Origin of the sequence: Microcoleus sp. B7-D4 (assembly GCF_036705125.1) — a bacterium.
Lineage (GTDB): Bacteria > Cyanobacteriota > Cyanobacteriia > Cyanobacteriales > Microcoleaceae > Microcoleus.
On the sequence record NZ_JAUBTT010000028.1, the window covers coordinates 53,691 to 79,232 of the forward strand.

A 25,542-nucleotide genomic window follows, 5' to 3' on the forward strand; every position below is an offset into this window, starting at 1 on the left:
TTAAATAACTTAGAATTTTGATGGTTCTTGTGGGATGGGCGTCCCGCCCGTCCAGAAAGGGCGGGCGGGACGCCCAACCCACTTTCAAGAGTGTAAATTATTTAATTAGCGATCCTTAGATGGAATAAAAAAGTGGAAAGGACTTGGCATCTTTCGGCTTTACGAACACTCTTTGCTGGGGCTGCAAGTTCAAGCTATCGAATCTTTCTCTAGTCAAATTAGCGTTTACTACTTGACCGTCATCTAAGGTTAATTCTACCTGAATTTCCCATCCCAAATGAATCAAGCGACTGATTCTGGCAGGCACTGTTGCACTATTTTCTGTAGTTTCAATTACTACGTCGTGAGGGCGCAAGAAAATCTCTGGGTTGGCGGAGTCAAAGCCGTTGTCTTGAAACATTCTTGAACTGCTAGGCAATACATTGACTGGACCGATAAAACTCATTACGAAAGCACTCGCTGGATTGTCGTAAATTTCTGCTGGTGTGCCTACTTGTTCGATTTTACCTTTATTCATTACTGTAATGCGATCGGCAACTTCCATCGCTTCTTCTTGATCGTGCGTCACAAAGACTGTGGTAACGTGAACTTCGTCGTGCAGTCGCCGCAACCAAGCGCGCAAATCTTTGCGAACTTTGGCATCGAGAGCTCCAAAAGGTTCGTCTAGCAGTAACACTTTCGGTTCCACAGCCAGGGCTCTGGCGAGGGCCACCCGCTGCCGCTGGCCTCCTGAAAGTTGCGACGGGTATCTATCGCCCAATCCTGCCAATTGCACTAAATTCAACAATTCTTCTACCCGCGATTTGACTTTCGCGGGCGGTGTTTTCTGAATTTGCATCCCGAAAGCGATGTTTTTTCGCACTGTCATGTGCTTGAATAGCGCGTAGTGCTGAAACACGAACCCAATTTTGCGGTCTTGGACGCTAGTATTGGTCGCATCTTGGCCTGTCAGCCAGATTTTGCCAGAGTCGGGCATTTCTAAACCGGCAATCAGCCGCAGCAGTGTAGACTTGCCGGAACCAGACGGGCCCAGCAATGCGACTAGGGAACCCGATTCAATTTTTAAGCTGACTCGATCGAGTGCTTGGAAACTGCCAAACTGTTTTGATACGTTTTCTACAACTATCATATACTTACCATTTATCAATACTTTCAGCCTTTAGCTGTGCAATTTCTATCAACACTCTACAACTATGCCCATTGTTCGTTCGGCAACAAAGCCGTGTACAAGATTTAACAGATTTAACGGATGGATGTTGAGCTTCGAGATTCGAGCTTCGAGCGAAAAATGTTAATCTCCGGTTTGTGGAGGGGTTAAGGTAAGTTTTTTTATAGCACGATCGCACATCCGTTTGTTAATTTTAGGGTTTTGGCGATCGGTCAAACAGCCGAAAATTAACAAAAATGCACCTCAAAAAAAAAACAACACAATTCTTTGCCACCAAAGTTGGCGTTTGGTACTACAATGCAGCAAAAGTTCAAGCGTTTTTGACTTCAACGGCTGAGGGGATAAAGGAAAATGGGAGATGTTGGACGTGTGCCTGTAGGAATTATCGGCGCTTCAGGGTACGGCGGCGTGCAACTTGTGCGACTGCTGGCGGACCACCCGGCGGCTGAAGTAGTTTATTTGGGCGGGGATAGCAGTGCAGGAAAACCTTATTCCAGCCTTTATCCGCACCTGACTAACTGCATTGATTTGACAGTCGAGGCGATCGACCTAGACCAAATAGCGGCAAAATGCGAAGTTGTGTTTCTGTCGCTGCCAAACGGTTTAGCTTGCAAAATGGCACCGACGCTGATAGAAAAAGGCTGCAAAGTCTTGGATTTGTCGGCTGACTACAGATTTGAAAATCTGGAAACTTACAAAGCTTGGTACGGTGGCGAGCGATCGGACTCTGCTTTAGCTGCAACGGCTGTTTACGGCTTGCCAGAATTGTATCGCGATCGAATTAAAGACGCTCAGTTAGTAGGCTGTGCCGGCTGCTACGTCACTGCTAGTTTGTTAGCCCTGGCCCCTTTGCTCAAACAAGGTCTCATCGTGCCAGAAACAGCAATTATCGACGCCAAATCCGGTGCTTCGGGAGGGGGCCGCAAAGCCGAAGTTAATCTCTTGTTGGCTGAAGCAGAGGGTTCTCTGGGCGCTTACGGCGTTGGGCGCCACCGCCACACGCCAGAAATCGAGCAAATTTGCAGCGATTTAGCGGGACATGATATTAAAGTTCAGTTTACTCCTCACCTAATTCCGATGGTGCGGGGAATTCTGGCGACTGTTTACGCAACTTTGCGTGATCCGGGTTTGGTGCGGGAAGATTTAATCACGATTTTCAGCGCTTTTTACCGCAATTGTCCTTGGGTAAAAGTGTTACCGGCTGGGGTTTATCCGCAAACAAAATGGGCTTGCGGTACGAATCTTTGTTTTATCGGCATCGAAGTCGATCCGCGTACTGATAGGGTGATTGTGCTGTCGGCGATCGACAATTTAATTAAGGGACAAGCCGGCCAAGGCATCCAGTGCATGAACTTGATGATGGGCTGGGAAGAAACTTTGGGTTTGCCACAATTGGCTTTCTATCCTTAATTGAGAATTGGGCATGGGGCATTGGGCAATTGGTAATTGGTAATTGGTAATTGGTGGGGGCGGGTTTACGAGATTGTTGGTTTTAGGCAATTATTTCTGGTAAAACCCGCCCCTACAGGATGTAAATTGCCGATGCCCGATGCCCATCCGATTTTAGATTTCTGATTGTTAATTTTAGATTCAAGTTACTAATCAATTCTTCAATCTAAAATCTAAAATCTAAAATCTAAAATTGTCAGATGCCCCATGCCCGATTACCAAGTGTTATTTAGGCCCGTAACCGATCGACCCAGCATAAATTGCCCGATCGCCCAATTGGTCTTCAATCCGCAATAAACGGTTGTATTTGGCAACTCGTTCGCTGCGACACAAAGAACCAGTCTTGATTTGACCGGCGCGAGTCGCTACGGCTAAATCGGCAATGGTGGTATCTTCAGTTTCACCGGAACGGTGGCTGATGATCGATCGATAGCTGTTCCGCTTGCCCAGGTCGATCGTATCCAAAGTCTCTGTCAAAGAACCAATTTGATTCAGCTTAATCAAAATCGAATTGCTAGCTTTCAAATCAATTCCTTTCTGCAGCCGCGTCCGATTAGTAACAAACAAATCGTCACCCACCAATTGAACTTTGCTGCCCATTTTCTGCGTCAGCGCTACCCAACTTTCCCAATCGTCCTCATGCAAACCATCTTCAATGGAAACAATCGGATATTGACTGGCCAAACCATCCAAATAATCGATTAATTCTGCAGGCGAATGAGCCACACCGTCGTAAGTGTACTGCCCATCTTTGTAAAATTCGCTAGCAGCAACATCCAAAGCCAAAGCAACTTGTTCACCCGGTTTGTAGCCAGCTTTTTCAATAGCTGCAATCAACAAATCCAAAGCTGCTTGATTGGATTTAAGATTAGGCGCAAAACCGCCTTCATCACCCACACCAGTCAGCAAACCCTCAGCTTTTAAGACTTTACTCAAGGATTCAAATACCTCTGCACCCCAGCGTAAAGCTTCTTTAAAAGAGGGCGCACCCACAGGGACAATCATAAATTCTTGAATGTCCACATTATTGTTAGCGTGAGAACCCCCGTTGATCACGTTCATCAAAGGCACGGGCAAAACGTTCGCCAAGGGCCCGCCCAAGTAGCGATAAAGGGGGAGTCCTAAAGTCTCGGCGGCCGCCTTTGCTGTGGCTAAGGAGACTCCGAGAATGGCATTTGCGCCGAGGTGGGATTTGTTCGGGGAACCGTCCAAATCAATCATGGTTTTGTCTACCAGCGCTTGGTCGATCGCATCTAGATTAGCCAAAGCGGGGGCAATTTTGTGTTCGACGTTAGCGACGGCTTTTAGGACTCCTTTGCCACCATAACGGCTTTTGTCGTCGTCGCGGAGTTCGTGGGCTTCAAAAGAGCCTGTAGACGCGCCGCTGGGGACTTGGGCGAGTCCGACAACACCGTTGGCTAGGTAAACTTCAGCTTCAATGGTGGGGCGGCCACGGGAGTCGAGGATTTCTCTGGCTTGAATAGATTCGATCGCAGTGTCTAGCATATTAATTATTCCGGACTTAATTCAAGGTTTCATGACAATTAGCAGTCTCTGGGTTTTCCCACGCTGACTGCTGACGGGTAATAGAGTACGCGATCCCCAGAATTATTGGTGCACAGTTCAAAATATTTGCGGATTTGGACGAGCCGATCGGTGTCAATAAGCTAGGCTTGTTGAATAACAGCTCCGGCAAGTTTGACAGTAATTTGATTGTTTTAACCCCAGATTCCCGCAGATTTCTTAATTAGAACCTTTGTTAAAATTAGAATGTCAGCAAAGTCAATCAAAAAAGGAGAAACTTAGGATGTTAGAAACAAATATCGGAGAAATTAGAGCATTAGCTGAAAATTCAGACCCTATTATTGCTGATCCCCCAAACACCAAATTACTCACCGGGCCATTGCCAAATCCAGCCAGCAACCCCAACTTTTTTGACTTAACTCCCAATGACGACGCATTTCAATTAGCAAATGGAATTCTGCGTAATACTCCCGGAGGTTTGCGGGCCTTAGCTGGTAACGATTTTGTCAGAGGTTCAGGTGGTGCGGAACTGATGAACGGTAACAGCGGCACAGATACTTTAATCGGGGGTTGTGGCAGCGATACTATTCGCGGCGGCCAAGATTTTGACATTCTTTATGGAGAATGTGGCAGCGATTTTGTCAGCGGAGATCAAGGTGATGACTACGTTTATGGAGGCACGGCCAATGACTTTATGCGGGGCGGTAAAGGGAATGATGCTTTAGTAGGAGAGAGTGGAAATGATACTCTAATCGGTGATGCTGGAATTGATAGACTTTGGGGAAGTGAAGGCGCAGATTTGTTTGTGCTCCGCACAGAAGTGGGAGCAACTTCGGGGGAAATTGGTTCGCTTCAACCGCCTCCTAGTGGCAATTTTGATGTAGATGAAGTGCCTGCCGATTTTATTCTCGATTACAATCCGGCTGAAGGTGATGTAATTGGATTGACGGGTGGATTGACGCGAGATAATATTGTTTTGAGCGAAAGGTTTTTAACAATTGGTGATGCCAGAGATTATGACAGCAGCGGGCCTTTTCCTCCGGGAATTCCTCGAACGGCTGATTTTATAATTTTAAATACTAAGGCGACGGTGATTCGGGAAGCTAGCACCGGCAATATCTTGGGTTTGGTGAAGGATGTTTTGCCGGATCAACTTCAGTTTATATCTGTATCGGAGGGGACGATCGCTCTAGGATAACTACCAACTGGTGGGCAAGGCTAATCTGCATAGCACGGAGGGGCGGAACGAAACGCCCATCCGACAACAACAAGGCTCTCAATCCTCGTTCCCAGGCTCTGCCTGGGAAGACATATCAGCGAGGCTCTGCCTCCCGATTCCTGACATAAATTAAACAATATTTAAGATTGCCAAAAATCCGCCACATCATATCCCAGTTTGATTGTTTTAACCCCAGATTCCCGCAGATTTCTTAATTGGAACCTTTGGTAAAATCAGAATATCAACAAAGTCAATCAAAAAAGGAGAAAATTAGGATGTTAGAAACAAATCTCGGAGAAATTAGAGCATTAGCTGAAAATTCAGACCCAATTATTGCTGATCCCCCAAACACCAAATTACTCACAGGGCCCTTGCCAAATCCAGCCAGCGACCCCAACTTTTTTGACTTAACTCCCAATGACGACGCATTTCAATTAGCAAATGGAATTCTGCGGAATACTCCCGGAGGTTTGCGGGCTTTAGAGGGTAACGATTTTGTCAGAGGTTCCGGTGGTGCGGAACTGATGAACGGTAACAGGGGCACAGATACTTTAATCGGAGGTTGTGGCAGCGATACTATTCGCGGCGGTCAAGGTTTTGACAAACTTTACGGAGAATGCGGCAGCGACATTCTCAGCGGCAATCAAGGCAATGACTACGCCTACGGAGGAACGGCAAATGACTTTGTTAGAGGCGGTCAAGGAAATGACAATTTAGTAGGAAACAGCGGCAACGATACTCTGATTGGTGATGCGGGAATTGACAAACTTTGGGGAAGTGAAGGTGCAGATTTATTTGTCCTCCGCAGAGAAGTGGGAGCAACTTCGGGGGAAATTGGTTCGACAGAGCCGGATTTTACTCTAGATATAGTCCCGGCAGATTTTATTCTAGACTACAATCCGGCTGAAGGTGATGTAATGGGATTGGCGTCTGGATTGACGCTAAATGATATTGTTTTGAGCGAAAGGTTGTTGAAGGTTGCTGATGCTAGAGATTTCGACAGCAGTGGCCCTTTTCCTCCGGGACAGGATCGAACGGCTGATTTTAGAATTTTAAATACTAAGGCGACGGTGATTAGAGAAGCTAGCACCGGCAATATCTTGGGTTTGGTGAAGGATGTTTCGCCGGATCAACTTCAGTTTATATCTGTATCGGATGCGGCGATCGCTCTCGGATAATCCTCATAGGTTTGTAGTAAGCACTTGAGTCCTGAGAGAGGCTCTAAAGCCCTGACTACAAACCATTTCATTCGTTTCCCAATTCGGGATTTCAAGACCATAAATCCGCCACATCATATCCCATTGCGGTGAGCATTTGCCGCAGCAGAGGTAAGCTCAAACCGATCACATTTGTGTGACATCCTTCGATTTTTTCCACAAAAAAGCCGCCTTTACCTTCCAGTGCAAAACAGCCTGCACATTGCAAGGGTTCTCCGGTAGCGACGTAAGCCGCAATTTGGCGCGAGGTAACTTCCGCAAAATGAACTTTTGTAACTTGATAGCGAATGACCGATCGCGACCTTGCCTCATCAAAGTCATCGAATCTAGTATCAATTAAAGCATGACCCGTATACAATTCGCCCACCTTACCGCGCATTTTCTGCCAGCGCGAGATTGCTTCTTCCGCATCCTTGGGTTTGCCGTGAATTTCGCCATCTATGAGCAAAATTGAATCGCATCCCAACACCAAACACGCTTTTGGATTGGGGATTTGGGGGTGAGAATTAGCCAGTAAAAACTTAGCCACAGCCTCAGCTTTTCCCTCTGCTAACACCTGCACTAAATTAGTGGCATCTTTCATTTGTATTTGCCCTTCATCAAAGTCGCTGGGGCAAATCACAGCTTGAATGCCGGCATTTTCTAGCAGGCGGCGGCGCGCAGGAGAAGCTGAAGCTAATACAAAAGTTGGAATTTTCATAAGTTAAGAAGTGAGTTGACAGTTGACAGTTGACAGTTGACAGTTGACAGTTGTCAGTTGTCAGCCGTCAGTTGACAGTTGTCAGTGGTCAGTTGGCAACTAACCCATGCCCCATGCCCCATGCCCCATGCCCTAATAAACAGAGAAAGATTTAACAACTTTCTCAAAAGCTTCTTTTACCTTTGGCCAGCGTTCTTCGGTAGTGGAAACGTTAAGCGTAAAAAGTTTGCCGCGGCTGACTGCTACACTCGCTAAGTTATGGCGTTCTTGGTTTGGCAACTTAACGGCGTATTCTAAAATGTAATAGTTTTTCGATCGCGATTCACGAGCTTCTGCATTGACTAATTCAGCTTCGCGGCCGGAATCACTCGGGGCGATCGCACTTTTGCTGAGCTTGTATCCCACATCCGTCGGCGTTCCCAAATCCGCCAGAGTTTTGTCCTTCGCGACTGGACTGATTACCACGCTGACGTTCTCGGTTTGCTGAATCAAATCGCGGAGCACCACATCGGGCCCGTTAGAAACCGCGATCGGCAGCCAGCCGTTAGGATAGAGAAATTGATAGCCATCGCCAGTATCAACGTAGCTTTTGAGCCCGGTGACTTTAGACACACAACCGGTCAAGGTGAGGCTTAGAACCACCAGAAGTATTGCCGCAATTCGTTTGAGCATTCTTTTTACGGGTAGAGTAAAACAAAAATATTTAATTTTAATTGTCTCACCAAACCTTGCCCCTAAAAATAGTTAAGCTATGGATCGCTGTTTGTGTAACGCCAGCGATCCATAGCCATATAGTTTAATTGTTAACAAAATCATTACAGGTGAGTCAGCCAGCTAATCAGCCCGTGCTTGGTCGAAACTTCTAAAGCCAAGAGAGAAACAAAGCCAATCATGGCAAGGCGGCCGTTTAAGCGTTCGGCGTAGGGGGTAAAGCCGGTGCGGGGTTCGTCATCGACGTATACTTGCGGCTCGATCGCAAAATTGTTCATTTTGCCTTGGTCGTCCAGCATTAAGCCTCGATTACTCATGTTTTTTTTCCTAAATGGTTTTTAGTGTACTGTAACTAAATGTAACAGACTTGTGAAGATATGTAAAGGATTGTGAGAAATTTTTTTTAAATTCCCCGATCTGACACCAGTTTATAAAAAAAATGCAACTGTAGGCAAGCTCTAAACCCTTATATAGTATGTCTTTCCCAAATCTAAAATCTAAAATCTAAAATCTAAAATGGTATGACTGTGGGTAGACTCTGGGCCCCAGAGGGGGGAGGATAGAGTGGAGAGGCACAAAAGTCGATGGTGTATGGCAAATCCAGTCTGGGTTTGACGAAAATTGTGGAACGGAGGAAAAATTTATGCGGGCCAGTCTGGAAATGCGGTGGTTTTATAGCGGTGCACTGCCAAAATCTATCAATCAATGGTTTGGAAGCGAGAGTCTCGGCGGGTATCTTTCGCCTCCTGAAGAGCGGGAAGACATATATTTGCTAGTACCAAGCTGCGACTACTTGGGAGTGAAGCTACGCGGGAAAACCTTGGAGGTAAAGTGGCGTCAGGGAGAGTTGGGGATGATGCAGTTCGGCAACCGCTGGGAAGGCAAAGCCGAAAAGTGGCTGAAGTGGGTTTGTGCGGACACGATGGCGCCGATACCGGCGGATATTATAGCGACAGGAAAGTGGGTGGCAGTCAAGAAAAAGCGAGCGCAGCGTCTTTATCAAGTTTCGGAGTCGGGTGCGGTAAGGTCAGTGCCAGTAGAAGCCCCAATTCCTGAAGGCTGCACCGTGGAACTTACTCAGTTGAACATTAACGGCAGCGCGTGGTGGACTTTGGGATTTGAAACGTTTGGCAGCGAAAGTTCTTTGACAGAAAGCCTGCAAACAGTTGCTACTTGGACTAGCAAGAGTTATCAGGCGCAAAAGTTAAAAGCTGAGGATTCTTCTGCTTATCCCATTTGGCTGGGCAGCAAGTAATATCAAACCCGGCTTTAATAATACCTCCTGTATTTTTTAGTCGCCCTCTGCTGGGACGAGAGGCAAGTTTAGACGGGGTTTCAACCTCCGAGTCTGGCCGTCCTGGACGCCACTGGCATATATAGTAAGGTGCTCTACTACCCGAAATCTTCAAGAATATTTCAATAACGGAGTCTGACCGAGAAAATGGGATGCAAGCCCCGTCCTTTTAGGACGGCTTTATGCTATAGTTTAATTGGTTGAAATCCCCACCTAAGATTGCAGCGATATATACTCATCTTGAGTTGAAACCGGGACTGATCCAGTAATAGGGAAAGACCCAAGGGCAATGGTTAAAATCCAACCTGGAAGCAAAACAAAGTATTGTTAATGTTTTTCAAACAAAACGATACATATAGTCGGGATAGGGCATTGCCACGACTTAAAATGAACATGGAGGCGCTCGTAAGACTACTTCGGTAGCATTGGTCGATGAAGTGTTAAGAATCCTCTCGCCTTTAGGCAGGGGAGTATGTCAAGCACCTGAGATGTTGCACCATTTTCAATTAGGTTTTTTACGGGCGGGCTCTCCTGCCCAACCCCTACTCCCCACAAGAAAACTCACTCTTTGTGGAACAGGCATCTTGCGCGGGCTCTCCTGCCCAACCCCTACTCCCCACAAGAAAACTCACTCTTTGTGGAACAGGCATCTTGCCTGTTCTTGAGAATGGTGCAAGATGCACCCTAAAAATCGATCGTCCTGTGACAGTTGGCTTTAGTCTTATCTGAGAGAGGGGGTTTGTAACTATTCCCCCTCTATCCGATTCTCCCCCTCTCCGATTCTCCCCACTCTGCCAGCACTTCTGAGAATTTGACAAGCCAAAATCGCCGCGCCAAATCCATTATCAATATTCACCACACCCACACCAGCCGCACAAGAATTGAGCATAGTTAAAAGAGGAGCAATCCCGCCAAAACTCGCGCCGTAACCCACACTCGTCGGCACAGCAATCACCGGACAATCTGCCAAACCCGCAACCACACTCGCCAAAGCACCTTCCATACCCGCAACCGCAATCAACACATCAGCGTCAGCAATCACGTGCCGGTTGCTCAGCAAGCGGTGAATACCGGCAACTCCGACATCCCACAAACGTCGCACCTGAAAACCGCAAAGTTCCGCAGTAATTGCCGCCTCTTCCGCTACAGGCAAATCCGCCGTTCCCGCACTGATAATAGTCACAGTACCCGGATGCTGCGGATTTGGGGAATTAGGAGAAATTGCACAAATTCGAGCCTTTTGGTAGTAGCACAAATCGGGTATTTTTTGTTGCAATTGCTCGAAAACTTCCGGTTCGATTCGTGTCGCCATCACCGCCGAATTTCGCCCGCGCATCGCCTCGATAATCTCAACAATTTGGTCGGGCGTTTTCCCTGGGCCCCAAATTACTTCAGGAAAACCCGTTCTTAAAGTGCGGTGGTGGTCAATTTTGGCAAAATCGCCGACTTGTTCAAAGTCAAAATGCTTTAATTTATCCAAAGCGGCGATCGGACTAACATCGCCGGCCGCGACAGATTCGAGTAACTTCTGTAAAATTTTAGGTTCCATAAACTAATAACTAATGACTGCTAACTAATGACTAATGACTAATGACTGCTGACTAATGACTAATAACTAATGACTGCTGACTGCTGACTATTCTGTTATTTTCAGTTCGTACAAATTCCAGAAAGCACCGCCGAGGGCACTGTAGCGAATTCCCGAAACGCGATCGCGCACCGCCTCAAAAGTCAGCGGATTCACCATATAGATAAACGGCACTTGTTCCGCTATAATCCGCTGCGTCTCCCCATAAATTTCCTTGCGCTTAGCCTCATCAAGCTCTTGGGAAGCTTTCACGTAAAGGTCATCGATTTTCTGCTCCCAGTCGTCAACTTTCCAACCCTTAATCGGCGGTTCTCCGGCTTGCGGGCCCTGGTTGAAACTGTGCAGTGTGCCGTTAACAGACCAAATATTGTAGCCGCTGTGCGGTTCAGTACCTCCCGTAAAACCGCCGAGGTAAGTATCCCAATTCCGCGTCAGACGCAGCTTTTCCACATAAGTGTTAAAACTCAGGAACTGCGTATCAATTTGCATCCCCAGTTTGCCCAAGTCTTGCTTAATTTGCGTTGCCATTTGTTCCCGGACTTTTTTACCTGCTGCCATCAACAAAGTAAACCGCACCTTGTTGCCTTCAGCATCCAACAATTCCTCGTTACTATTATACTTGAAACCAGCACTTAACAGTAACTCTTTGGCTTTTTGCCGATCGTAACTGTAAGTTTTCAATCCCTGTTCTGGGGACAGGTAGAACGGGCTTTGCGCCGGAATTGGGGAATGTAGGGGCGCGCCCAGTCCGCGATAGATATTGTTAGTCATGGCGGATCGGTTGATGCCGTAGGCGATCGCCTGCCGAAATTCCTTAGTCGCGAACCACCGAGACTTAATTGGGTCTACAAACGGCTGATCTTGAGCATTGCGCCCCTTATTCAGATTGAAACACATAAACACGCTGCCAGTATCCGGCCCGCCGTTAAAGACCGTATATTTGCCCCGTTTTTCCTCCCGTTTCAACAGGGGAAACACTTCCGGTTCCACGTTCAGAGTATCCAAATCGCCCGATCGAAAATTCAGCAGTTGATTGTCAGTATTTTCGATAATTTGCCAAACAATTTGCTGGATGTAAGGCTGGACATTTCCCTCAGCATCTTTGCGCCAAAAATACGGATTTCGTTCCAAAACAACGCGCTGATTAGGAGTATAACTCAGCATTCGGTACTGACCGTTGCCGACAATTTTTTTAGGATCAGTATCCGTGCCCCAAGTAGTCAGGTATTTAGGGTTGCCGTCTGCATCTGTATTTTCGACAGCTTCCTGTAAAATATGAGCTGGTAAAATTGGGATTCCCCCAGCATATCTAATAAATGGAGCAAAGGGTTCTGCCACGGAAAATTCAACGCGGCGGCTGTCAATTTTTTTAACTTTTGGGAATTCGCGACTCATCCCAACTCTCAGAGTATCTTTCAAACCGCTAGGAATTTTGTCATTGAAATAAATCTTTTCATAGCTGAAGATAATGTCATCAGTAGTCATCGGTTCGCCGTCCGACCATTTCAAACCCTCTCGCAGGGTGAAGACAATCTTTTTGCCATCTTTAGAAACTTCCCAGGACTGGGCTAAACCGGGTTCTAAATCTGATGTTAACCCATTTTGGTTAATTAGTCCATCGTAAATATAGCCAAAAATGTCGTAGGCCGACTGATTTAACGGGGAGTTGAAGGTGGCCGGGCCGCTGGGGGTCGGAACGATGAGTCTGTTTACTAAGTTCGATCGGGCTGGAGTGCACGCAGACAGAGTTAGGGTGGCAATTGCCGCCAGTAAAATCGCCAGCCAGCGCAGTCTTGAATGTAGCATCATAGAAATTTTCATAATTTTTTAGTTTACCACCTGCGTGCAACTATGACTGAGATTGTAACCAACCAAGAAAGTCTTCAGTGCGCGAAAAATACTTTTCCACTCCAGCCTGTTGCAAAGCATCTTGAACTTCGGGAAGTTGGCGAAATTCTTTGATGTTGCCACTTAGAAATGCTTTGGTTTCTGTGGGGTGCAAGCGGGCATGAGTCAGGATACAGTGTAAAATTAAATTGTCGGTTGGATCTTTTTCTATCAAAGTTTCGTTTAAGCTTGCTTCGATCATCTCTGTATTTAATACAATCATTTCTGCATTTCGCGACATCAGACTTATCGCTTCTCGCAAGCGCGATTTAATTTCACCTACTCGATAGCGAGAGAAAATGAATGACTCTTCTAAGTGAAAAGATAGAGATGCGGCGTGTTCGGATGTCACATCTCGCTTTGTTTCGCTAATTTGGCGGCTTAGCTGTTGCCCAAAAGAGTTTTGTCGCTTCAACTCATCCTCTAAAGCTGACAAAGCCTCCATGTAACAAATGCTGGGTATGACCAACTGAACTGATGAGGACAAATCCCGCAGCAACATAATTGCTTCAGCCTCACGCCCTGTAGCAATACTCATCAAAAAGTTGGTCTCGATATATACGATTGCCACCTAATTCCACTCCTGATTTTGTTGTTCCACCTGCAAGTAACGGCAGCAAACCGATGGCTGCTATTTGTTCCGATGCTGGCGGAATTTCTGATTTCCAATGATAATCTAAGTCATGCAGCCACGATTGGATGAGCGTCTCAATGGTATCTTCAAATATCCATTTACTGCCAAATGTAGGGAGATAATAGCGACATATTTCACCAGTATTGAGAGTGCAAACAGGCTCCAATAAATTTTTTCCGTCCCATTTAAAAATCAAAATTTGTTCCGCGTCAACAAACATAGCATAGGGAACCATCGCGTTTTTTTCAGATAGCTTAGCTAACACCGCTTTCAGCCAATCGATCGCGCGAGCGATAATTTTCTGTTTCGCGGCTGTTTCTTGAGCTTGAATAATTTTAACCTCGATTAGCACGACTATGTTATCGTCCTTATCCAACGCGATCACATCCGCGTCTACGGGTAATTGTAACTCCCAAGTGTCAGTGTCCATGATTTCAGGCTTCCTAGCGATGTTGGATTTGAGATTAACTTTACAGTCAATTAGAGATTCTAGAGTTCTATTTTTTGCCCAACAAAACTACAGCATAGGCTGCAATTCCTTCTTCTCTCCCCACCGGGCCTAACTTTTCGTTGGTGGTGGCTTTGATGCCAATTTGGTCTGGTTTTAATTGTAGGACAGCAGAAAGCCGATCGCGCATTTGCTCAATATGCGGTTTCAGCTTTGGACGTTCCGCCACCACCACCGAATCAATATTGCCGATTTCCCAGCCTTTATCTAATATTAACTGATTGACTTGTGCCAGCAATACGAGACTATCCGCACCCTTCCATTTCGGGTCAGTTGGCGGGAAATAAAGACCGATATCTCCTAAGCTCAGAGCTCCGAGCATAGCATCCATGATAGCGTGAGTAAGTACGTCGGCGTCGCTGTGGCCGAGTAATCCTAATTCGTGAGGAATATTGACACCGCCTAGGATGAGAGGACGATCGGGAACTAAGCAGTGAATGTCGTAGCCATTGCCGATGCGGATGTTCATGTAAAAGGAAGGTTTGGTAAGTATAGTAGAAGACAATTATTTCATATTTTCAGGGAGATAAGTGAATTTATTTTTTAAGGCCGAGCCGAGTGTTAAATATTTTTTTTTCTGCTTTCCTCAGCAGCTATGGCAATCCTAAAGCTGTTGGAGGGGGGAGAGAAGGGTTAATGCTGGAAACGCTAGAAAATTATGGGGACTTCTCGATCGCTCTCCTGAAATCAAAGACTTACAAACGCGAATCCAAAATTTATTAGGCTCTTAAATAAGCTGTTGTTCATTTAAATTGCATATTTCGAGTCCCGATCAACAATCGTCAAATCCTCTCCCCCTCTCCTCTTCTCCCCCTCTCCCTCTCTAATACCATAGGCAATCTAGATGCAACACAGCTTATAGCAATCCTAAATGATTCAGATAAATTTGTAGGGGTAGTGCTACCCCTACTCCCCGTGCCTACCCCTTATCTATCGGGCAACCACGGGGAGTAGGGGTCGGATTGCCCCTACAATAATTATGCAAATGATTTAGGATTGCTATATACGGGATTTACGCATCAAGACCAAAGAAACCGGGTTTTTTACCGAATCTGTGGACTACCACGAAGTATTACCGCAAAAAACCCGGTTTCTGACCACGAATTTCAAAGGTGGTACCCGCCACGTGATTTATCCGTGGAATCAATGCCAAATCGAAAATCAAAAATCCTCAAGCCCCCGCATTTATCTCGCGCAAGTCAATCGAAAATCAAAAATCAAAAATCGATTGACCACTCGTGCGATCGCCCTTTCTCCTATTCTTCCCTCTCCTGCAACCACCGATCGTACAAATCCGATCGCCTTTGGCGCGTTCTTTCAATTTGCTGTTCCCTGCGCCAGCGAGCAATTTCTGCGTGATTACCCGACAGCAACACATCGGGCACCTTCAATCCCCGAAAATCCGCCGGTCGAGTGTACTGCGGATAATCCAAAAGTCCGTCCTCAAAACTCTCAAACTTTAGGGAATCTTCCTTCGCCACAGTTCCCCGCAGCAATCGCAAAACCCCATTAATCAAAGCCAAAGCCGGAATTTCGCCCCCCGTGAGCACAAAATCCCCCAAAGACACCTCGCGAGTTACCAAATGCAGCACTCGATCGTCCACACCTTCATAATGACCGCAAATCAACACCAACTGATCGCGATCGGCCGCCAACTCCCGAAACATCGCCTGCTGCATCGGTTCCCCCTGGGGAGTCAGCAAAATCACCTCCCGCCTCGGCAAAACCGGCAGCGACTCCACCGCAGCAAAAATCGGTTCCGGTTTCATCAGCATCCCCACTCCGCCCCCGTAAGGCTCATCATCGACTCGCTGGTGTTTGTCTGTGGTAAAATCGCGGGGATTGACAAAATTCACCTCAGCAATCTTTTTAGCTAAGGCTTTGCCCATCAGTCCCGACTCTAGGGGAGCCCGGAAAAATTCTGGAAATAGGGTAACAACGTCAAATCGCACAATTATTGGAATTTCATTGAGACATCACCTCTAGTTTGACCTTTAGAGGGAGTTCAGTTTTCAGTAATTGCTTTATTCTTTATAATTTCTTATAATTTCTGAGAATTTTTGCAAGTTAAATTTTCTTCCTTTGTCGGCGGGCCGGTTTTGTACAAAAATAATCTGTTTTTCATGACAGCGACTGCAAGTAAACTCGCCCCCAAACAACTGCGGGATCGCGCGATCGGCGATCGCACCTCACTCGCACCAACAAATATTTATTCTTAAAAAGCCCTATTCTACGCACAGCCACGGCAAAATTGAATTTCACATCCAACAGAGGAAGACACACCATGCAGCAGTTGACATCTCAAGCCCTTGAACACAATATTCCCCAGCGCACAAAAACCTCGATTATGGTCATCGGGGGAGCCGAAGACAAAGTTCACGGGCGAGAGATTTTGAACACCTTTTTTTGCCGTGCTGGGGGTGCAAACGCTCGGCTGGCGATCGTTCCCTGCGCTTCGCGAGATCCCGAAGGAATTAGCAACCGCTACCGCACAATATTTGACGAAATGGGCGTTAGCGCAGTCAAAGTAGTGGACATCCGCGAACGCGAACAAGCCGAAAACCCCGTCTGGAAAGATTACTTAGAAGACTGTACGGGCGTATTCATCACAGGCGGCGACCAACTGCGGCTTTGTGGGCTGCTGGCGGACACCCCGCTGATGGAGAAAATTCGCAAAGAAACTCTCGAAGGCAAGATTACCCTCGCTGGCACCAGCGCGGGTGCTGCGGTGATGGGATATCACATGATTGCCGGCGGTGGGAGTGGGGCGTCACCGAACCGCTCTTTAGTAGACATGGCAAACGGACTTAACATTATTCCTGAGATCATCGTAGACCAGCATTTTCACAACCGCAACCGCATGGCTCGCTTGCTGTCGGCTGTGGCTTGCCATCCCGATCGCCTCGCTATTGGTATTGACGAAGACACCTGTGCCTTGTTTGAGGGAGACGATACTATGAAAATTCTCGGTAAAGGCACTGTGACTATTGTTGATTCTAGGGAAAATTTTTATACCAATGAGTCTATGGTAGGAGCGACAGAACCCTTAAGTCTGTTCAATATGCGCTTGCACGTCCTGTGTCACGGAGATTGCTACAATATGCCCCTAGGCAAACCAATGCCATCGGGAGCGTGTTCCGAGTCTGGCTGGCCCCCCGAATGCCGCACAGCCAACTAACGTAGAACATCTCTTGTCATTGATTCGGCAGAAATTAGGCGGCATTCCGGCCGAATCATGGATACCACCATAGAATAGATTCCGAAGCAGCCACGGTCTGACCCCAGCAGGCCGAACCACAGAAAATTCTAGCTTCGGGCTTTGAGTTTTTGCTAGCCATGTACCTGTACTTGTTTTTAGCCGATCGCAGGAGCAGAAATTTTCAATTGGGTAGCCCATAACTGGAAATTCACTCCCAAACTGTTCGCAGCGAACAGTTTATCGAGCAATCTAGATCGAAATTGAATAAATGCTCCAATTATCTATAAGATTTCGCGCCCCATACCCCTCAAACTGCCATGAAAATACTTAAAATCCAGACCTTACGCGGCCCCAACTACTGGAGCATCCGACGCCAGAAACTCGTCCTGATGCGTCTGGATTTAGAGGAGTGGGCAGATAAAACCACAGCGGAAATTCCTGGATTCTACGAAGGGTTGATCGCCGCACTTCCGAGTTTGAACGACCATCACTGTTCCCCAGGCCATCAGGGAGGATTCCTGCAACGGGTCAGAGAAGGCACAATGATGGGACACGTAATCGAACACGTCGCCCTAGAACTTCAGGAAATGGCAGGAATGCCGGTCGGGTTCGGTCGCACCCGCGAGACTGCGACCCCAGGCATTTACCAAGTAGTAATCGAGTATCAAAACGAACAAGCAGGTCGCTATGCAGCCCGGGCGGGCGTGCGGATGTGCCAAAGTATTGCCGAGACAGGCACTTATCCAGCAGCAGAATTAGTCCAAGATTTGAGAGACCTGAGAGAGTTTGGTGCGTCGGCGGCTTTGGGGCCGAGCACGGAAACACTGATCAAGGAAGCAGAAGCGCGCGGCATTCCTTGGATACCTTTGAACGCCCGGTTTATGATTCAACTCGGCTACGGGGTTCACCAAAAGCGGATTCAGGCCACTCTGAGCAACCGGACGGGAGTTTTGGGAGTAGAACTTGCCTGTGACAAGGAAGGTACCAAAAATATCCTCGCCAGCGCCGGTGTACCGGTGCCAAGAGGAACGGTGATTCATTATTTGGACGAACTGCGCGGGGCGATCGAAGATGTCGGCGGTTATCCGATCGTCCTCAAACCCCTAGACGGCAACCACGGCCGCGGCATTACGATCGACATCAATTCCTGGGAAGCAGCAGAAGAAGCCTACGACTTAGCCAGCGCCGCATCAAAAACAAAAAGCGTGATAGTCGAGCGCTATTACGTCGGCCGTGACCACAGAGTATTGGTAGTCAACGGGCAAGTCATAGCAGTCGCAGAACGAGTCCCTGCTAACGTCGTGGGCAACGGCAAGTCTACAGTAGAACAGCTTATTGAAGAAGTAAACCGCGACCCGCAGCGAGGAGACGGACACGACAACGTACTCACCCGGATCACGATCGACAAATTGTCGCTGGATTTGCTGGAAAAACAAGGATACGCGATGGACTCGGTAGTGCCCGCCGGCGAAAGAGTATTTTTGCGGGCGACAGCAAACTTGAGTACCGGTGGAATTGCAGTCGATCGCACCGACGAAATCCACCCAGAAAACGTCTGGCTGTTTTCCAGAGTCGCCAAAATTATCGGTTTGGACATCGCCGGCATTGACGTAGTAACTCCCGACATTTCCCAACCCCTGCGCGATGTCAACGGCGTCATCGTCGAAGTCAACGCAGCACCGGGTTTCAGAATGCACGTCGCCCCCAGTCAAGGTTTACCCCGCAACGTCGCCGGCGCCGTCTTCGATATGCTTTTCCCCTCGCCTCAACCCAGCCGGGTGCCGATTTTAGCGGTAACGGGAACCAACGGCAAAACGACAACCACTCGCCTGCTAGCCCACATTGTCAAGCAGACCGGTCAGATTACCGGCTACACGACTACCGACGGCACTTACATCGGCGATTATTTGGTAGAAACCGGAGACAATACCGGGCCGCAGAGTGCTCAATTGATTTTGTCTGACCCGACGGTGGAAGTGGCAGTGTTGGAAACGGCTAGAGGCGGAATTTTGCGATCGGGCCTCGGCTTCGATCAGTGCGATGTCGGCGTCGTCTTGAACGTCGCGGCAGATCACTTGGGAATTGGCGACATCGACACCGTGGAACAACTTGCCAAACTCAAGAGTGTCCTCGTCGAGTCGGTAATGCCCAAAGGCTATGCAGTTTTGAATGCAGACGACCCGCTGGTATCACAAATGGCGCAGCGTGTCAAGGCTCAAATTGCATATTTTTCGATGAACCCGGACAACGAACTGGTTGCCAAACATACCGCTGCGGGCGGGCTGGCAGCGATTTACGAAAATGGGTATTTGTCGATATTGAAAGGTGATTGGACGCTGAGAATTGAGCAGGCTGTGAACGTGCCGCTGACGATGGGCGGACGCGCGCCGTTTATGATTGCTAATGCTTTAGCAGCTTGTTTGGCTGCTTTTGCCCAAGGATTGAAAATAGAAGATATTCGCGCTGCTTTGTCCAGCTTCCAAGCATCCGTCGGTCAAACTCCCGGAAGGATGAACTTGTTTAATTTGGGCAGCTATCACGCTTTACTCGACTACGCGCACAACCCCCACAGCTACAAAGCTTTGGGCAGTTTCGTGCTGAATTGGCCGGGACTGCGGATCGGGGTTGTCGGCGCGCCCGGAGACCGACGAGATGAAGATTTTGTCACGCTGGGCAAACTTTCGGCCGAGATGTTCGATCGTATTCTTGTCAAAGAAGATATTGACAGGCGCGGCCGAGAACCCGGTGCCGTGGCAAAGTTAATTTGCCAGGGAATTGCCGAGGCGATTTCTGCAGGAACCGCAAAGAAATCTCAAGTTGAATACGAGTTGATTCTCGACGAAACAACGGCCGTTAACAAGGCTTTAGATGAGGCGCCAGCCGGCAGTTTGGTAGTGATTTTACCTGAAAGTGTCAACAAAGCTCTGAGTTTAATTGAAGCCCGGAAACCGATTAAGGAATCTGTGGAAGTTCAAAATGGTTTAGATCGATCGAAGTCACAGGAAAGTTTAAAACCGACTGTGGTGAATTAAGGCTAAACTCTGAACTTTGATTTCATTACATTATTAATAGGTTGGGTTAACGAAAGGAAACCCAACCTTTTTGCTTTAGACAACCGCCGTATTATCTTTCAATATTTTCTCTGTAACCTCAATCAGTTCGCACACAGAATTTTGCGTAAGTTGTGTAGTTTTAAACCCATGAGCAATAGCGTTCCGCAAAGAAAGCGCATTCATTAATAACTGATATTCGGATTTAGAAATCACGCCCTCAACCGTCAGTTGTTTCACTAAATACAGCGGTTCTAATCTTTGCAAACTTAGCTCTTCTTTATGGGCAACAATCCTCAAAGTTGCCTCAACTAAAGACCAAGAATATAGCATTGCTGACTCTAGATGTTGTGTTACAAGTTGCTTGGCGACTTGCAAACCCAACTCTATTTCATGCTCTTGAAAAGAATCCTCAGCTTGGGAAATATCGACTGCATCCTCCGAGTTAGTCATCACTAACTCAAACCTCCAGCCGGGATTTTCTGCTACTGCTTGGGCTAAATTACGTAGATATGTAGTAGAGGGTGACTTGAGTGAAGCGCGTGACTTGACTGCAATAACCACCGATTCTTCGCCCCGGCGCACTATCAGATCCGGGCGATAGCTTTTAAGGAAGTCCGGTAAATCTTCAGAGTTTGGATGAAATGAAATTTCATAACCTTTCTCACGATACTCCTCTGCTAGTTTCAGCAGTTGCTCTCTTTCTATGTTTGCAGTTGGGGTTGCGATCATGTCAGTACCTCTTTGTCAGGAGCATCAATTACGACAATGTGCAAGAATTCATTACCACGGGCAAATCCTTCCGCTAGAATCGAGGTCATATTTTCTACTTTAAAGTTAGTTGATAAATTCCTCTTGCGGACTAGAACATCAGTTACTTGATCGTCATCGACATAGGCTAGCCCGATAATTGCATCTTGAATTGGCTTTACTATGTTGTCTACATCGATTTTAACAGAATCGTAGAAATAAGTTATCTGAAGCATCACTAGGCCAGTAGCTGTTTTCTGCTCCGAAGACCAGTATTTTTCAGCCTCTTGCCTCACTGTCACTTTCCAAGCTTTAAGAAGAGCTCGCCTACGAGCTTGTTGTGATACTGGTGGGCCATCTACTATGAACTCAAATCTCGCCAAAGTGTTTCTAAATAGAAGATTGGGGATTATTTTACCTCTTAACTGCCGCCCACTGGGTAATCGGTTCCAAGAGTTTCCAACCAAAATCGCAAGATAAATCGAAAATTCAAACCGATCTAATTATAGAATCAGGAAAAAGCAAGCAACAGGGTTGAAACATGAATGAAGCCGATCGCACGCGTGTCGAAACATTCATTACGCGCTGGGCAGGTTCTAGCGGTAACGAACGGGCAAACTACCAGTTGTTTTTTGCGGAAATGTGCGATGCGCTGGGAGTCGATCGCCCTTTTGATAAAGGCAGAATTCCCAACGATCCCTACTGCTTTGATAAAGATGTCAAAATTTTTCACCCCAGCGGCAAAGTAACTCCGGGGTTTATTGACTTTTACAAAGCCGAGCATTTTTTAATCGAGGCAAAACAGGGCGGAACAACTAGCAAAAAGGGAACGGCCAAGCGGGGGACAAATACCTATTTGCGAGAGATGGAAAAAGCGTTTGTGCAGGCGATCGCCTATACCCGCAGTCTCAGCAGCAAACCGCCGTTTTTGTTAACTTGCGATATTGGCGATCATTTTGAATTATGGATGGGTTTTAGCGGGGATTATGGCGGCTATGGGGCGCGGCGAGAAATCGGGCTAATCGAGTTGCTGAAAGCCGATGTTTTCGATTTGTTTGTCGATATTTTTAGCAATCCGCAGCAGCGCAATCCAGAGAAAATTGCGGCGCGGGTGACACGGGAAGTGGCGGCAGATTTGGCAGAGTTGGCGAAGCGGATGGAGGCGAATGTCGATCCGCAGCAAGTCGCCCAGTTTTTGATGCGCTGTATTTTCACCATGTTTGCCGAGGATGTGGGGTTACTGAAGGAACATTTGTTTACGCAGGCGCTGGAAACGCGCTGGATTCTCAATCCGAAGACGTTTAAGCCGGAGGTAGAGGCGCTGTGGGAGGCGATGAATGAGGGGACGAGTTTTGGCTTTCATGGCAAACTGTTGCGGTTTAATGGGGGATTGTTTGCCGAGTCGCAGGCGTTTGCTTTGACAAAGGCGCAGTTGGAAGTTTTGTTGCAGGCGGCGAAGCGGGATTGGTGCAATGTGGAACCGGCGATTTTTGGGACGTTGTTGGAAAGGGCGCTGGATTCGAGGGAACGGAGTAAGTTGGGGGCTCATTATACGCCGCGATCCTATGTGGAAAGGTTGGTAAAGCCTGTGGTGATGGAACCTTTGGGCGATCGCTGGATTGCGGTACAAGCGGAGGTTAAACAGTTGCTCAACGCGGGGGAATCGGAACCGACTGCAAATCAAAGGAAAAAGGCGAGCTCAGTTTTAGAAGCATTTCTGACGGAGTTACAACAGGTGAAGATTCTCGATCCGGCGTGCGGATCGGGGAATTTCCTTTATGTCACGTTGGATTTGTTGAAGGGGTTGGAATCGGAGGTGTTGCGGCGCTTGGAAGATGTCACCGGATCGGCGCAGTTGCGGTTAGATATTGCTCAAGTTAATCCGAGTCAGTTTTTGGGGATTGAGATCAATCCTAGGGCAGCGGCGATCGCAGATTTGGTGATTTGGATTGGGTATTTGCAGTGGCATTTTCGGCGGTTTGGCGATATTCCGCCGATCGAACCGGTGTTGCGGGAGTACAACAATATTGAATGCCGGGATGCGGTGTTGGCCTATGACGGAATAGAACCGGATGTGGATGCGGCGGGGAAGGTGAGAACTCGTTGGGGTGGACGGATGATGAAAAGTCCGGTGACGGGGGAAAATATTCCCGATCCGACAAACCAAGTAACAATTTATCGGTATTTGAATCCGAGGGCGGCCCAGTGGCAGGAGGCGGATTATATTGTGTCGAATCCGCCGTTTATTGGCAATGCGAGAATGCGGGAAATGTTGGGAGATGGATATGCAGAAAAGTTGAGGAAAGTCTATAAGGATGTACCGGATACTGTGGATTTCGTCATGTACTGGTGGCACAAGGCAGCGGAACTAACTAGAGCGAGCAAAATTAAACGCTTTGGGTTTATTACCACAAACAGTATTCGCCAAGTTCGGCAGCGGAAAGTTCTGGATTTTCATTTTACGCAAAAGATTCCAACCAGATTAATTTTTGCTATTCCCGATCACCCTTGGATTGATGGAGGGGCAGCAGTCAGAATTGCAATTACAGCAGGTGAATTAGATGACCTCAAAAACCCTGTAAGGATTGCCGAATTTGGTACAGTAGTTGCTGAGTGTGAGGGAGAGACACCGGAAGACTCAGCAGAGCAAGTTCAAGTGCAGTTGCAGAATGTAGGGCTAATTTTTAGTAACCTTCTAGCGGGTTCTGATTTAACTCAATCTCAACAACTTCTGGCTAATGATAGGATATCCAGTCGCGGTGTTATGCTATTTAGTTCCGGGTTTATTGTCGAGCAATCTGACTTTGGAGAGATTGAGTCTGAGGTTCTTTTCCCATACATTAATGGACGAGACTGTATGCAAAATTCTCGCAATGTGCGCGTCATTGATTTATTTGGCTTAAAAGCTGATAAAGCTCAAGAACTATATCCAAAAGCATTCCAATGGGTGTTGGATAAAGTTAAACCTGAACGAGATACTAACCGTGATAAGAGCCTCCGAGAAAACTGGTGGATATTTGGTCGTCCCAGAACTGAACTTCGACCAGCACTAAAGGGACTACAGCGTTATATTGCTACAGTAGAGACTGCGAAGCATAGAGTATTCGTCTTTCTTCCCCGTGAAGTAATACCTGATAATATGTTGATTGCGATCGCCCTTGATGATGCTTATTTCTTAGGAGTTCTTTCTAGTCGAGTTCATGTTACTTGGTCGCTGGCAGCAGGCGGAACATTAGAAGATAGACCTCGTTACAACAAAACTCGATGCTTCGACCCTTTCCCCTTCCCAGACCCCACGGACACCCAAAAACAAACCATCCGCGAACTCGGAGAACGCCTCGACAGCCACCGCAAACGAGTCCAAGCCACTCACCCCGAAGTCACCATCACCGCGATGTACAACCTCCTCGAAAAACTCCGCAAAGGCGAACCCCTCGACGACAAAGACAAAGCCTTCAACCAAAAAGCCCTAGTCTCCACCCTCAAACAAATCCACGACGAACTCGATGCCGCCGTATTTGCCGCCTATGGTTGGGAACCCACCCTCACCGACGACCAAATCCTGGAAAACCTCGTCACCCTCAACGCCCAACGCGCCGAGGAAGAACGCAACGGACACATTCGCTGGCTGCGTCCCGACTACCAAGCCCCAGGCGAAACCTACATCCAACCATCCCTTGCAGGCATCACCACCGAAACCGAAACCGCCATTACACCCACGGAACAACAACCTTTCCCCAAAACCCTCAAAGAGCAACTTTGGGCCATCCGCGACTTATTCCGCACCCAAAGCGGCGAATGGACAGCCGCCCAAGTCACCGCCCATTTCAAAGCAGCCAGCCGCAAACAAAAAGTCATTCTCGACTGTCTGGAAAGCCTGGAAGATTTGGGTATTTTGCTCAGTCATAATGAAGGTGGCGTGCAATATTGGTATCTCCCAACCTGATGGAATTGCAAAAACTTGTAGCTTACGCTAGGGGGTTTGAAGGCGATCGCCCTTACCGGAAAACTGGGTTTAAAGCCCCGTCCTTCTAGGACGGCTTTTCCTCTTTAAGTTTATCAATCCAGTCTTCTACAAGTTGGGTCATTGTTTTTTCTTTCTGTTTGGCAATTCTCCGCAACTTCTCTAGCCGACTCACGACAATGCGAATACTTAATCTTTCTCTGACCATTTGGCTACCCAATTGCTACCTATTATGTTATCATATTTAGCATGAAAACATTGAAGTTCAAGCTATATCAAAGCAACCAAAATAAACACCTCAAGCGAAGTATCAATGCTGCCGGAGTGATTTATAACCATTGCATTGCACTTCACAAACGGTACTACCGGATGTGGGGTAAGCACTTGAATTGCAGCAAACTTCAAAGTCATATCGCCAAACTCAGAAAGCGTAAAGCATTCTGGCAACAGGTTGGATCTCAGGCTGTACAGGATATCTGTCAACGCATTGAGAAAGCCTATCAACTGTTCTTTAAGCATCACAAGAAAGGAGTTAGACCTCCCGGATTCAAGAAAGTTCGCAGATACAAATCGTTCACTCTCAAGCAAGCTGGCTACAAATTATTAGGCGGCAATCGAATTAAGATTGGGAATCGCGTTTATCAGTATTGGAATTCCAGAGAGATAGAGGGGACGGTCAA

General features: G+C 47.3%; 22 protein-coding genes and 1 pseudogene. 9 read left to right on the plus strand and 14 right to left on the minus strand.

Annotated elements, in window-relative coordinates; translation table 11 throughout:
* Positions 1-115: 115 nt before the first annotated feature.
* Positions 116-1,129 (minus strand): sulfate/molybdate ABC transporter ATP-binding protein, encoded by a 1,014-nt coding sequence (locus tag QUB12_RS13570; RefSeq protein ID WP_333148188.1) that lies wholly within the window; start codon positions 1,127-1,129, stop codon positions 116-118.
* Positions 1,130-1,519: 390 nt separating this feature from the next.
* On the opposite strand from QUB12_RS13570, the gene argC reads away from it, so the two are divergent.
* Positions 1,520-2,578 (plus strand): N-acetyl-gamma-glutamyl-phosphate reductase, encoded by a 1,059-nt coding sequence (argC, locus tag QUB12_RS13575; protein WP_333147556.1) that lies wholly within the window; start codon positions 1,520-1,522, stop codon positions 2,576-2,578.
* A gap of 264 nt (positions 2,579-2,842) precedes the next feature.
* Here the strand turns inward: argC and eno are convergent, their stop codons facing one another.
* Positions 2,843-4,123, minus strand: coding sequence for a phosphopyruvate hydratase (gene eno, locus QUB12_RS13580; RefSeq protein WP_445252094.1), 1,281 nt, complete (start codon positions 4,121-4,123; stop codon positions 2,843-2,845).
* A gap of 301 nt (positions 4,124-4,424) precedes the next feature.
* Here eno and QUB12_RS13585 point away from each other — a divergent pair, with 301 nt between their 5' ends.
* Positions 4,425-5,339, plus strand: coding sequence for a calcium-binding protein (locus QUB12_RS13585; protein WP_333307133.1), 915 nt, complete (start codon positions 4,425-4,427; stop codon positions 5,337-5,339).
* A 296-nt stretch (positions 5,340-5,635) separates the two neighbouring features.
* Positions 5,636-6,538, plus strand: coding sequence for a calcium-binding protein (locus tag QUB12_RS13590; RefSeq protein WP_333307135.1), 903 nt, complete (start codon positions 5,636-5,638; stop codon positions 6,536-6,538).
* A 91-nt stretch (positions 6,539-6,629) separates the two neighbouring features.
* Here QUB12_RS13590 and QUB12_RS13595 read toward each other — a convergent pair whose 3' ends face one another.
* The 3 genes from QUB12_RS13595 to QUB12_RS13605 all read right to left on the minus strand — a co-directional run bounded on the left by QUB12_RS13595 (position 6,630) and on the right by QUB12_RS13605 (position 8,305).
* Positions 6,630-7,277, minus strand: coding sequence for a nucleoside triphosphate pyrophosphatase (locus QUB12_RS13595; protein WP_333307137.1), 648 nt, complete (start codon positions 7,275-7,277; stop codon positions 6,630-6,632).
* Between the two features lie 132 nt (positions 7,278-7,409).
* Positions 7,410-7,949, minus strand: a complete 540-nt coding sequence (gene psbP, locus QUB12_RS13600; RefSeq protein ID WP_333147549.1) for a photosystem II reaction center PsbP — start codon at positions 7,947-7,949, stop codon at positions 7,410-7,412.
* Positions 7,950-8,092: 143 nt separating this feature from the next.
* On the minus strand, positions 8,093-8,305 hold the full coding sequence (locus QUB12_RS13605) for a high light inducible protein (RefSeq protein WP_190659021.1): 213 nt from the start codon (positions 8,303-8,305) through the stop codon (positions 8,093-8,095).
* 326 nt (positions 8,306-8,631) lie between these two features.
* On the opposite strand from QUB12_RS13605, the gene QUB12_RS13610 reads away from it, so the two are divergent.
* Entirely contained in the window at positions 8,632-9,243 is a 612-nt protein-coding gene (locus tag QUB12_RS13610; RefSeq protein WP_333147547.1) for a hypothetical protein, read from the plus strand.
* 784 nt (positions 9,244-10,027) lie between these two features.
* On the opposite strand, the gene larB is transcribed toward QUB12_RS13610, so the two are convergent.
* The 6 genes from larB to trmD form a co-directional block, all read right to left on the minus strand.
* Entirely contained in the window at positions 10,028-10,831 is an 804-nt protein-coding gene (larB, locus tag QUB12_RS13615; RefSeq protein ID WP_333147223.1) for a nickel pincer cofactor biosynthesis protein LarB, read from the minus strand.
* 87 nt (positions 10,832-10,918) lie between these two features.
* Complete coding sequence (locus QUB12_RS13620) at positions 10,919-12,679, minus strand: ABC transporter substrate-binding protein (RefSeq protein ID WP_333307139.1); 1,761 nt, start codon at positions 12,677-12,679, stop codon at positions 10,919-10,921.
* A 40-nt stretch (positions 12,680-12,719) separates the two neighbouring features.
* Positions 12,720-13,295, minus strand: a complete 576-nt coding sequence (locus tag QUB12_RS13625; protein ID WP_333301134.1) for a PIN domain-containing protein — start codon at positions 13,293-13,295, stop codon at positions 12,720-12,722.
* On the minus strand, positions 13,273-13,821 hold the full coding sequence (locus QUB12_RS13630; protein WP_333147217.1) for a hypothetical protein: 549 nt from the start codon (positions 13,819-13,821) through the stop codon (positions 13,273-13,275). Before QUB12_RS13630 ends, QUB12_RS13625 begins: the two co-directional genes overlap by 23 nt.
* Before the next feature lie 67 nt (positions 13,822-13,888).
* Positions 13,889-14,368, minus strand: a complete 480-nt coding sequence (gene ispF, locus QUB12_RS13635; protein ID WP_333147227.1) for a 2-C-methyl-D-erythritol 2,4-cyclodiphosphate synthase — start codon at positions 14,366-14,368, stop codon at positions 13,889-13,891.
* Between the two features lie 787 nt (positions 14,369-15,155).
* Positions 15,156-15,851 (minus strand): tRNA (guanosine(37)-N1)-methyltransferase TrmD, encoded by a 696-nt coding sequence (gene trmD, locus QUB12_RS13640; RefSeq protein WP_333287819.1) that lies wholly within the window; start codon positions 15,849-15,851, stop codon positions 15,156-15,158.
* A gap of 108 nt (positions 15,852-15,959) precedes the next feature.
* Between trmD and QUB12_RS13645 the strand changes: the two genes are divergently transcribed.
* From QUB12_RS13645 to cphA, 3 genes are all read left to right on the plus strand, one after another.
* Positions 15,960-16,118, plus strand: coding sequence for a hypothetical protein (locus QUB12_RS13645; RefSeq protein ID WP_333307141.1), 159 nt, complete (start codon positions 15,960-15,962; stop codon positions 16,116-16,118).
* Positions 16,119-16,183: 65 nt separating this feature from the next.
* Positions 16,184-17,077 (plus strand): cyanophycinase, encoded by an 894-nt coding sequence (locus tag QUB12_RS13650; RefSeq protein WP_333147213.1) that lies wholly within the window; start codon positions 16,184-16,186, stop codon positions 17,075-17,077.
* Between the two features lie 338 nt (positions 17,078-17,415).
* Positions 17,416-20,130 carry a cyanophycin synthetase gene (gene cphA, locus QUB12_RS13655; RefSeq protein ID WP_333147211.1) on the plus strand — a complete coding sequence of 905 codons (2,715 nt, stop codon included), beginning with the start codon at positions 17,416-17,418 and terminating at the stop codon, positions 20,128-20,130.
* A 75-nt stretch (positions 20,131-20,205) separates the two neighbouring features.
* Here cphA and QUB12_RS13660 read toward each other — a convergent pair whose 3' ends face one another.
* On the minus strand, positions 20,206-20,880 hold the full coding sequence (locus QUB12_RS13660) for a hypothetical protein (protein ID WP_333147209.1): 675 nt from the start codon (positions 20,878-20,880) through the stop codon (positions 20,206-20,208).
* Positions 20,877-21,365, minus strand: coding sequence for a RusA family crossover junction endodeoxyribonuclease (locus QUB12_RS13665; protein ID WP_333301137.1), 489 nt, complete (start codon positions 21,363-21,365; stop codon positions 20,877-20,879). The genes QUB12_RS13660 and QUB12_RS13665 overlap by 4 nt, the downstream gene beginning before the upstream one ends.
* A gap of 74 nt (positions 21,366-21,439) precedes the next feature.
* Here QUB12_RS13665 and QUB12_RS13670 point away from each other — a divergent pair, with 74 nt between their 5' ends.
* On the plus strand, positions 21,440-24,844 hold the full coding sequence (locus QUB12_RS13670; protein ID WP_333147207.1) for a DNA methyltransferase: 3,405 nt from the start codon (positions 21,440-21,442) through the stop codon (positions 24,842-24,844).
* A gap of 85 nt (positions 24,845-24,929) precedes the next feature.
* Here QUB12_RS13670 and QUB12_RS13675 read toward each other — a convergent pair whose 3' ends face one another.
* Positions 24,930-25,070: a hypothetical protein gene (locus QUB12_RS13675; RefSeq protein ID WP_333301139.1), complete on the minus strand. Its 141-nt coding sequence runs from the start codon at positions 25,068-25,070 to the stop codon at positions 24,930-24,932.
* A gap of 41 nt (positions 25,071-25,111) precedes the next feature.
* On the opposite strand from QUB12_RS13675, the pseudogene QUB12_RS13680 reads away from it, so the two are divergent.
* Positions 25,112-25,542: pseudogene (locus QUB12_RS13680) on the plus strand (RNA-guided endonuclease TnpB family protein); the annotation flags it as partial.

Coding starts and splice junctions, on each gene's coding strand:
- QUB12_RS13570 (WP_333148188.1), bottom strand. CDS start 1,129: ATGATAGTTGTAGAAAACGTATCAAAACAGTTTGGCAGTTTCCAAGCA.
- argC (WP_333147556.1), top strand. CDS start 1,520: ATGGGAGATGTTGGACGTGTGCCTGTAGGAATTATCGGCGCTTCAGGG.
- eno (WP_445252094.1), bottom strand. CDS start 4,123: ATGCTAGACACTGCGATCGAATCTATTCAAGCCAGAGAAATCCTCGAC.
- QUB12_RS13585 (WP_333307133.1), top strand. CDS start 4,425: ATGTTAGAAACAAATATCGGAGAAATTAGAGCATTAGCTGAAAATTCA.
- QUB12_RS13590 (WP_333307135.1), top strand. CDS start 5,636: ATGTTAGAAACAAATCTCGGAGAAATTAGAGCATTAGCTGAAAATTCA.
- QUB12_RS13595 (WP_333307137.1), bottom strand. CDS start 7,277: ATGAAAATTCCAACTTTTGTATTAGCTTCAGCTTCTCCTGCGCGCCGC.
- psbP (WP_333147549.1), bottom strand. CDS start 7,949: ATGCTCAAACGAATTGCGGCAATACTTCTGGTGGTTCTAAGCCTCACC.
- QUB12_RS13605 (WP_190659021.1), bottom strand. CDS start 8,305: ATGAGTAATCGAGGCTTAATGCTGGACGACCAAGGCAAAATGAACAAT.
- QUB12_RS13610 (WP_333147547.1), top strand. CDS start 8,632: ATGCGGGCCAGTCTGGAAATGCGGTGGTTTTATAGCGGTGCACTGCCA.
- larB (WP_333147223.1), bottom strand. CDS start 10,831: ATGGAACCTAAAATTTTACAGAAGTTACTCGAATCTGTCGCGGCCGGC.
- QUB12_RS13620 (WP_333307139.1), bottom strand. CDS start 12,679: ATGATGCTACATTCAAGACTGCGCTGGCTGGCGATTTTACTGGCGGCA.
- QUB12_RS13625 (WP_333301134.1), bottom strand. CDS start 13,295: ATGAGTATTGCTACAGGGCGTGAGGCTGAAGCAATTATGTTGCTGCGG.
- QUB12_RS13630 (WP_333147217.1), bottom strand. CDS start 13,821: ATGGACACTGACACTTGGGAGTTACAATTACCCGTAGACGCGGATGTG.
- ispF (WP_333147227.1), bottom strand. CDS start 14,368: ATGAACATCCGCATCGGCAATGGCTACGACATTCACTGCTTAGTTCCC.
- QUB12_RS13650 (WP_333147213.1), top strand. CDS start 16,184: ATGCAGCAGTTGACATCTCAAGCCCTTGAACACAATATTCCCCAGCGC.
- cphA (WP_333147211.1), top strand. CDS start 17,416: ATGAAAATACTTAAAATCCAGACCTTACGCGGCCCCAACTACTGGAGC.
- QUB12_RS13660 (WP_333147209.1), bottom strand. CDS start 20,880: ATGATCGCAACCCCAACTGCAAACATAGAAAGAGAGCAACTGCTGAAA.
- QUB12_RS13670 (WP_333147207.1), top strand. CDS start 21,440: ATGAATGAAGCCGATCGCACGCGTGTCGAAACATTCATTACGCGCTGG.
- QUB12_RS13675 (WP_333301139.1), bottom strand. CDS start 25,070: ATGGTCAGAGAAAGATTAAGTATTCGCATTGTCGTGAGTCGGCTAGAG.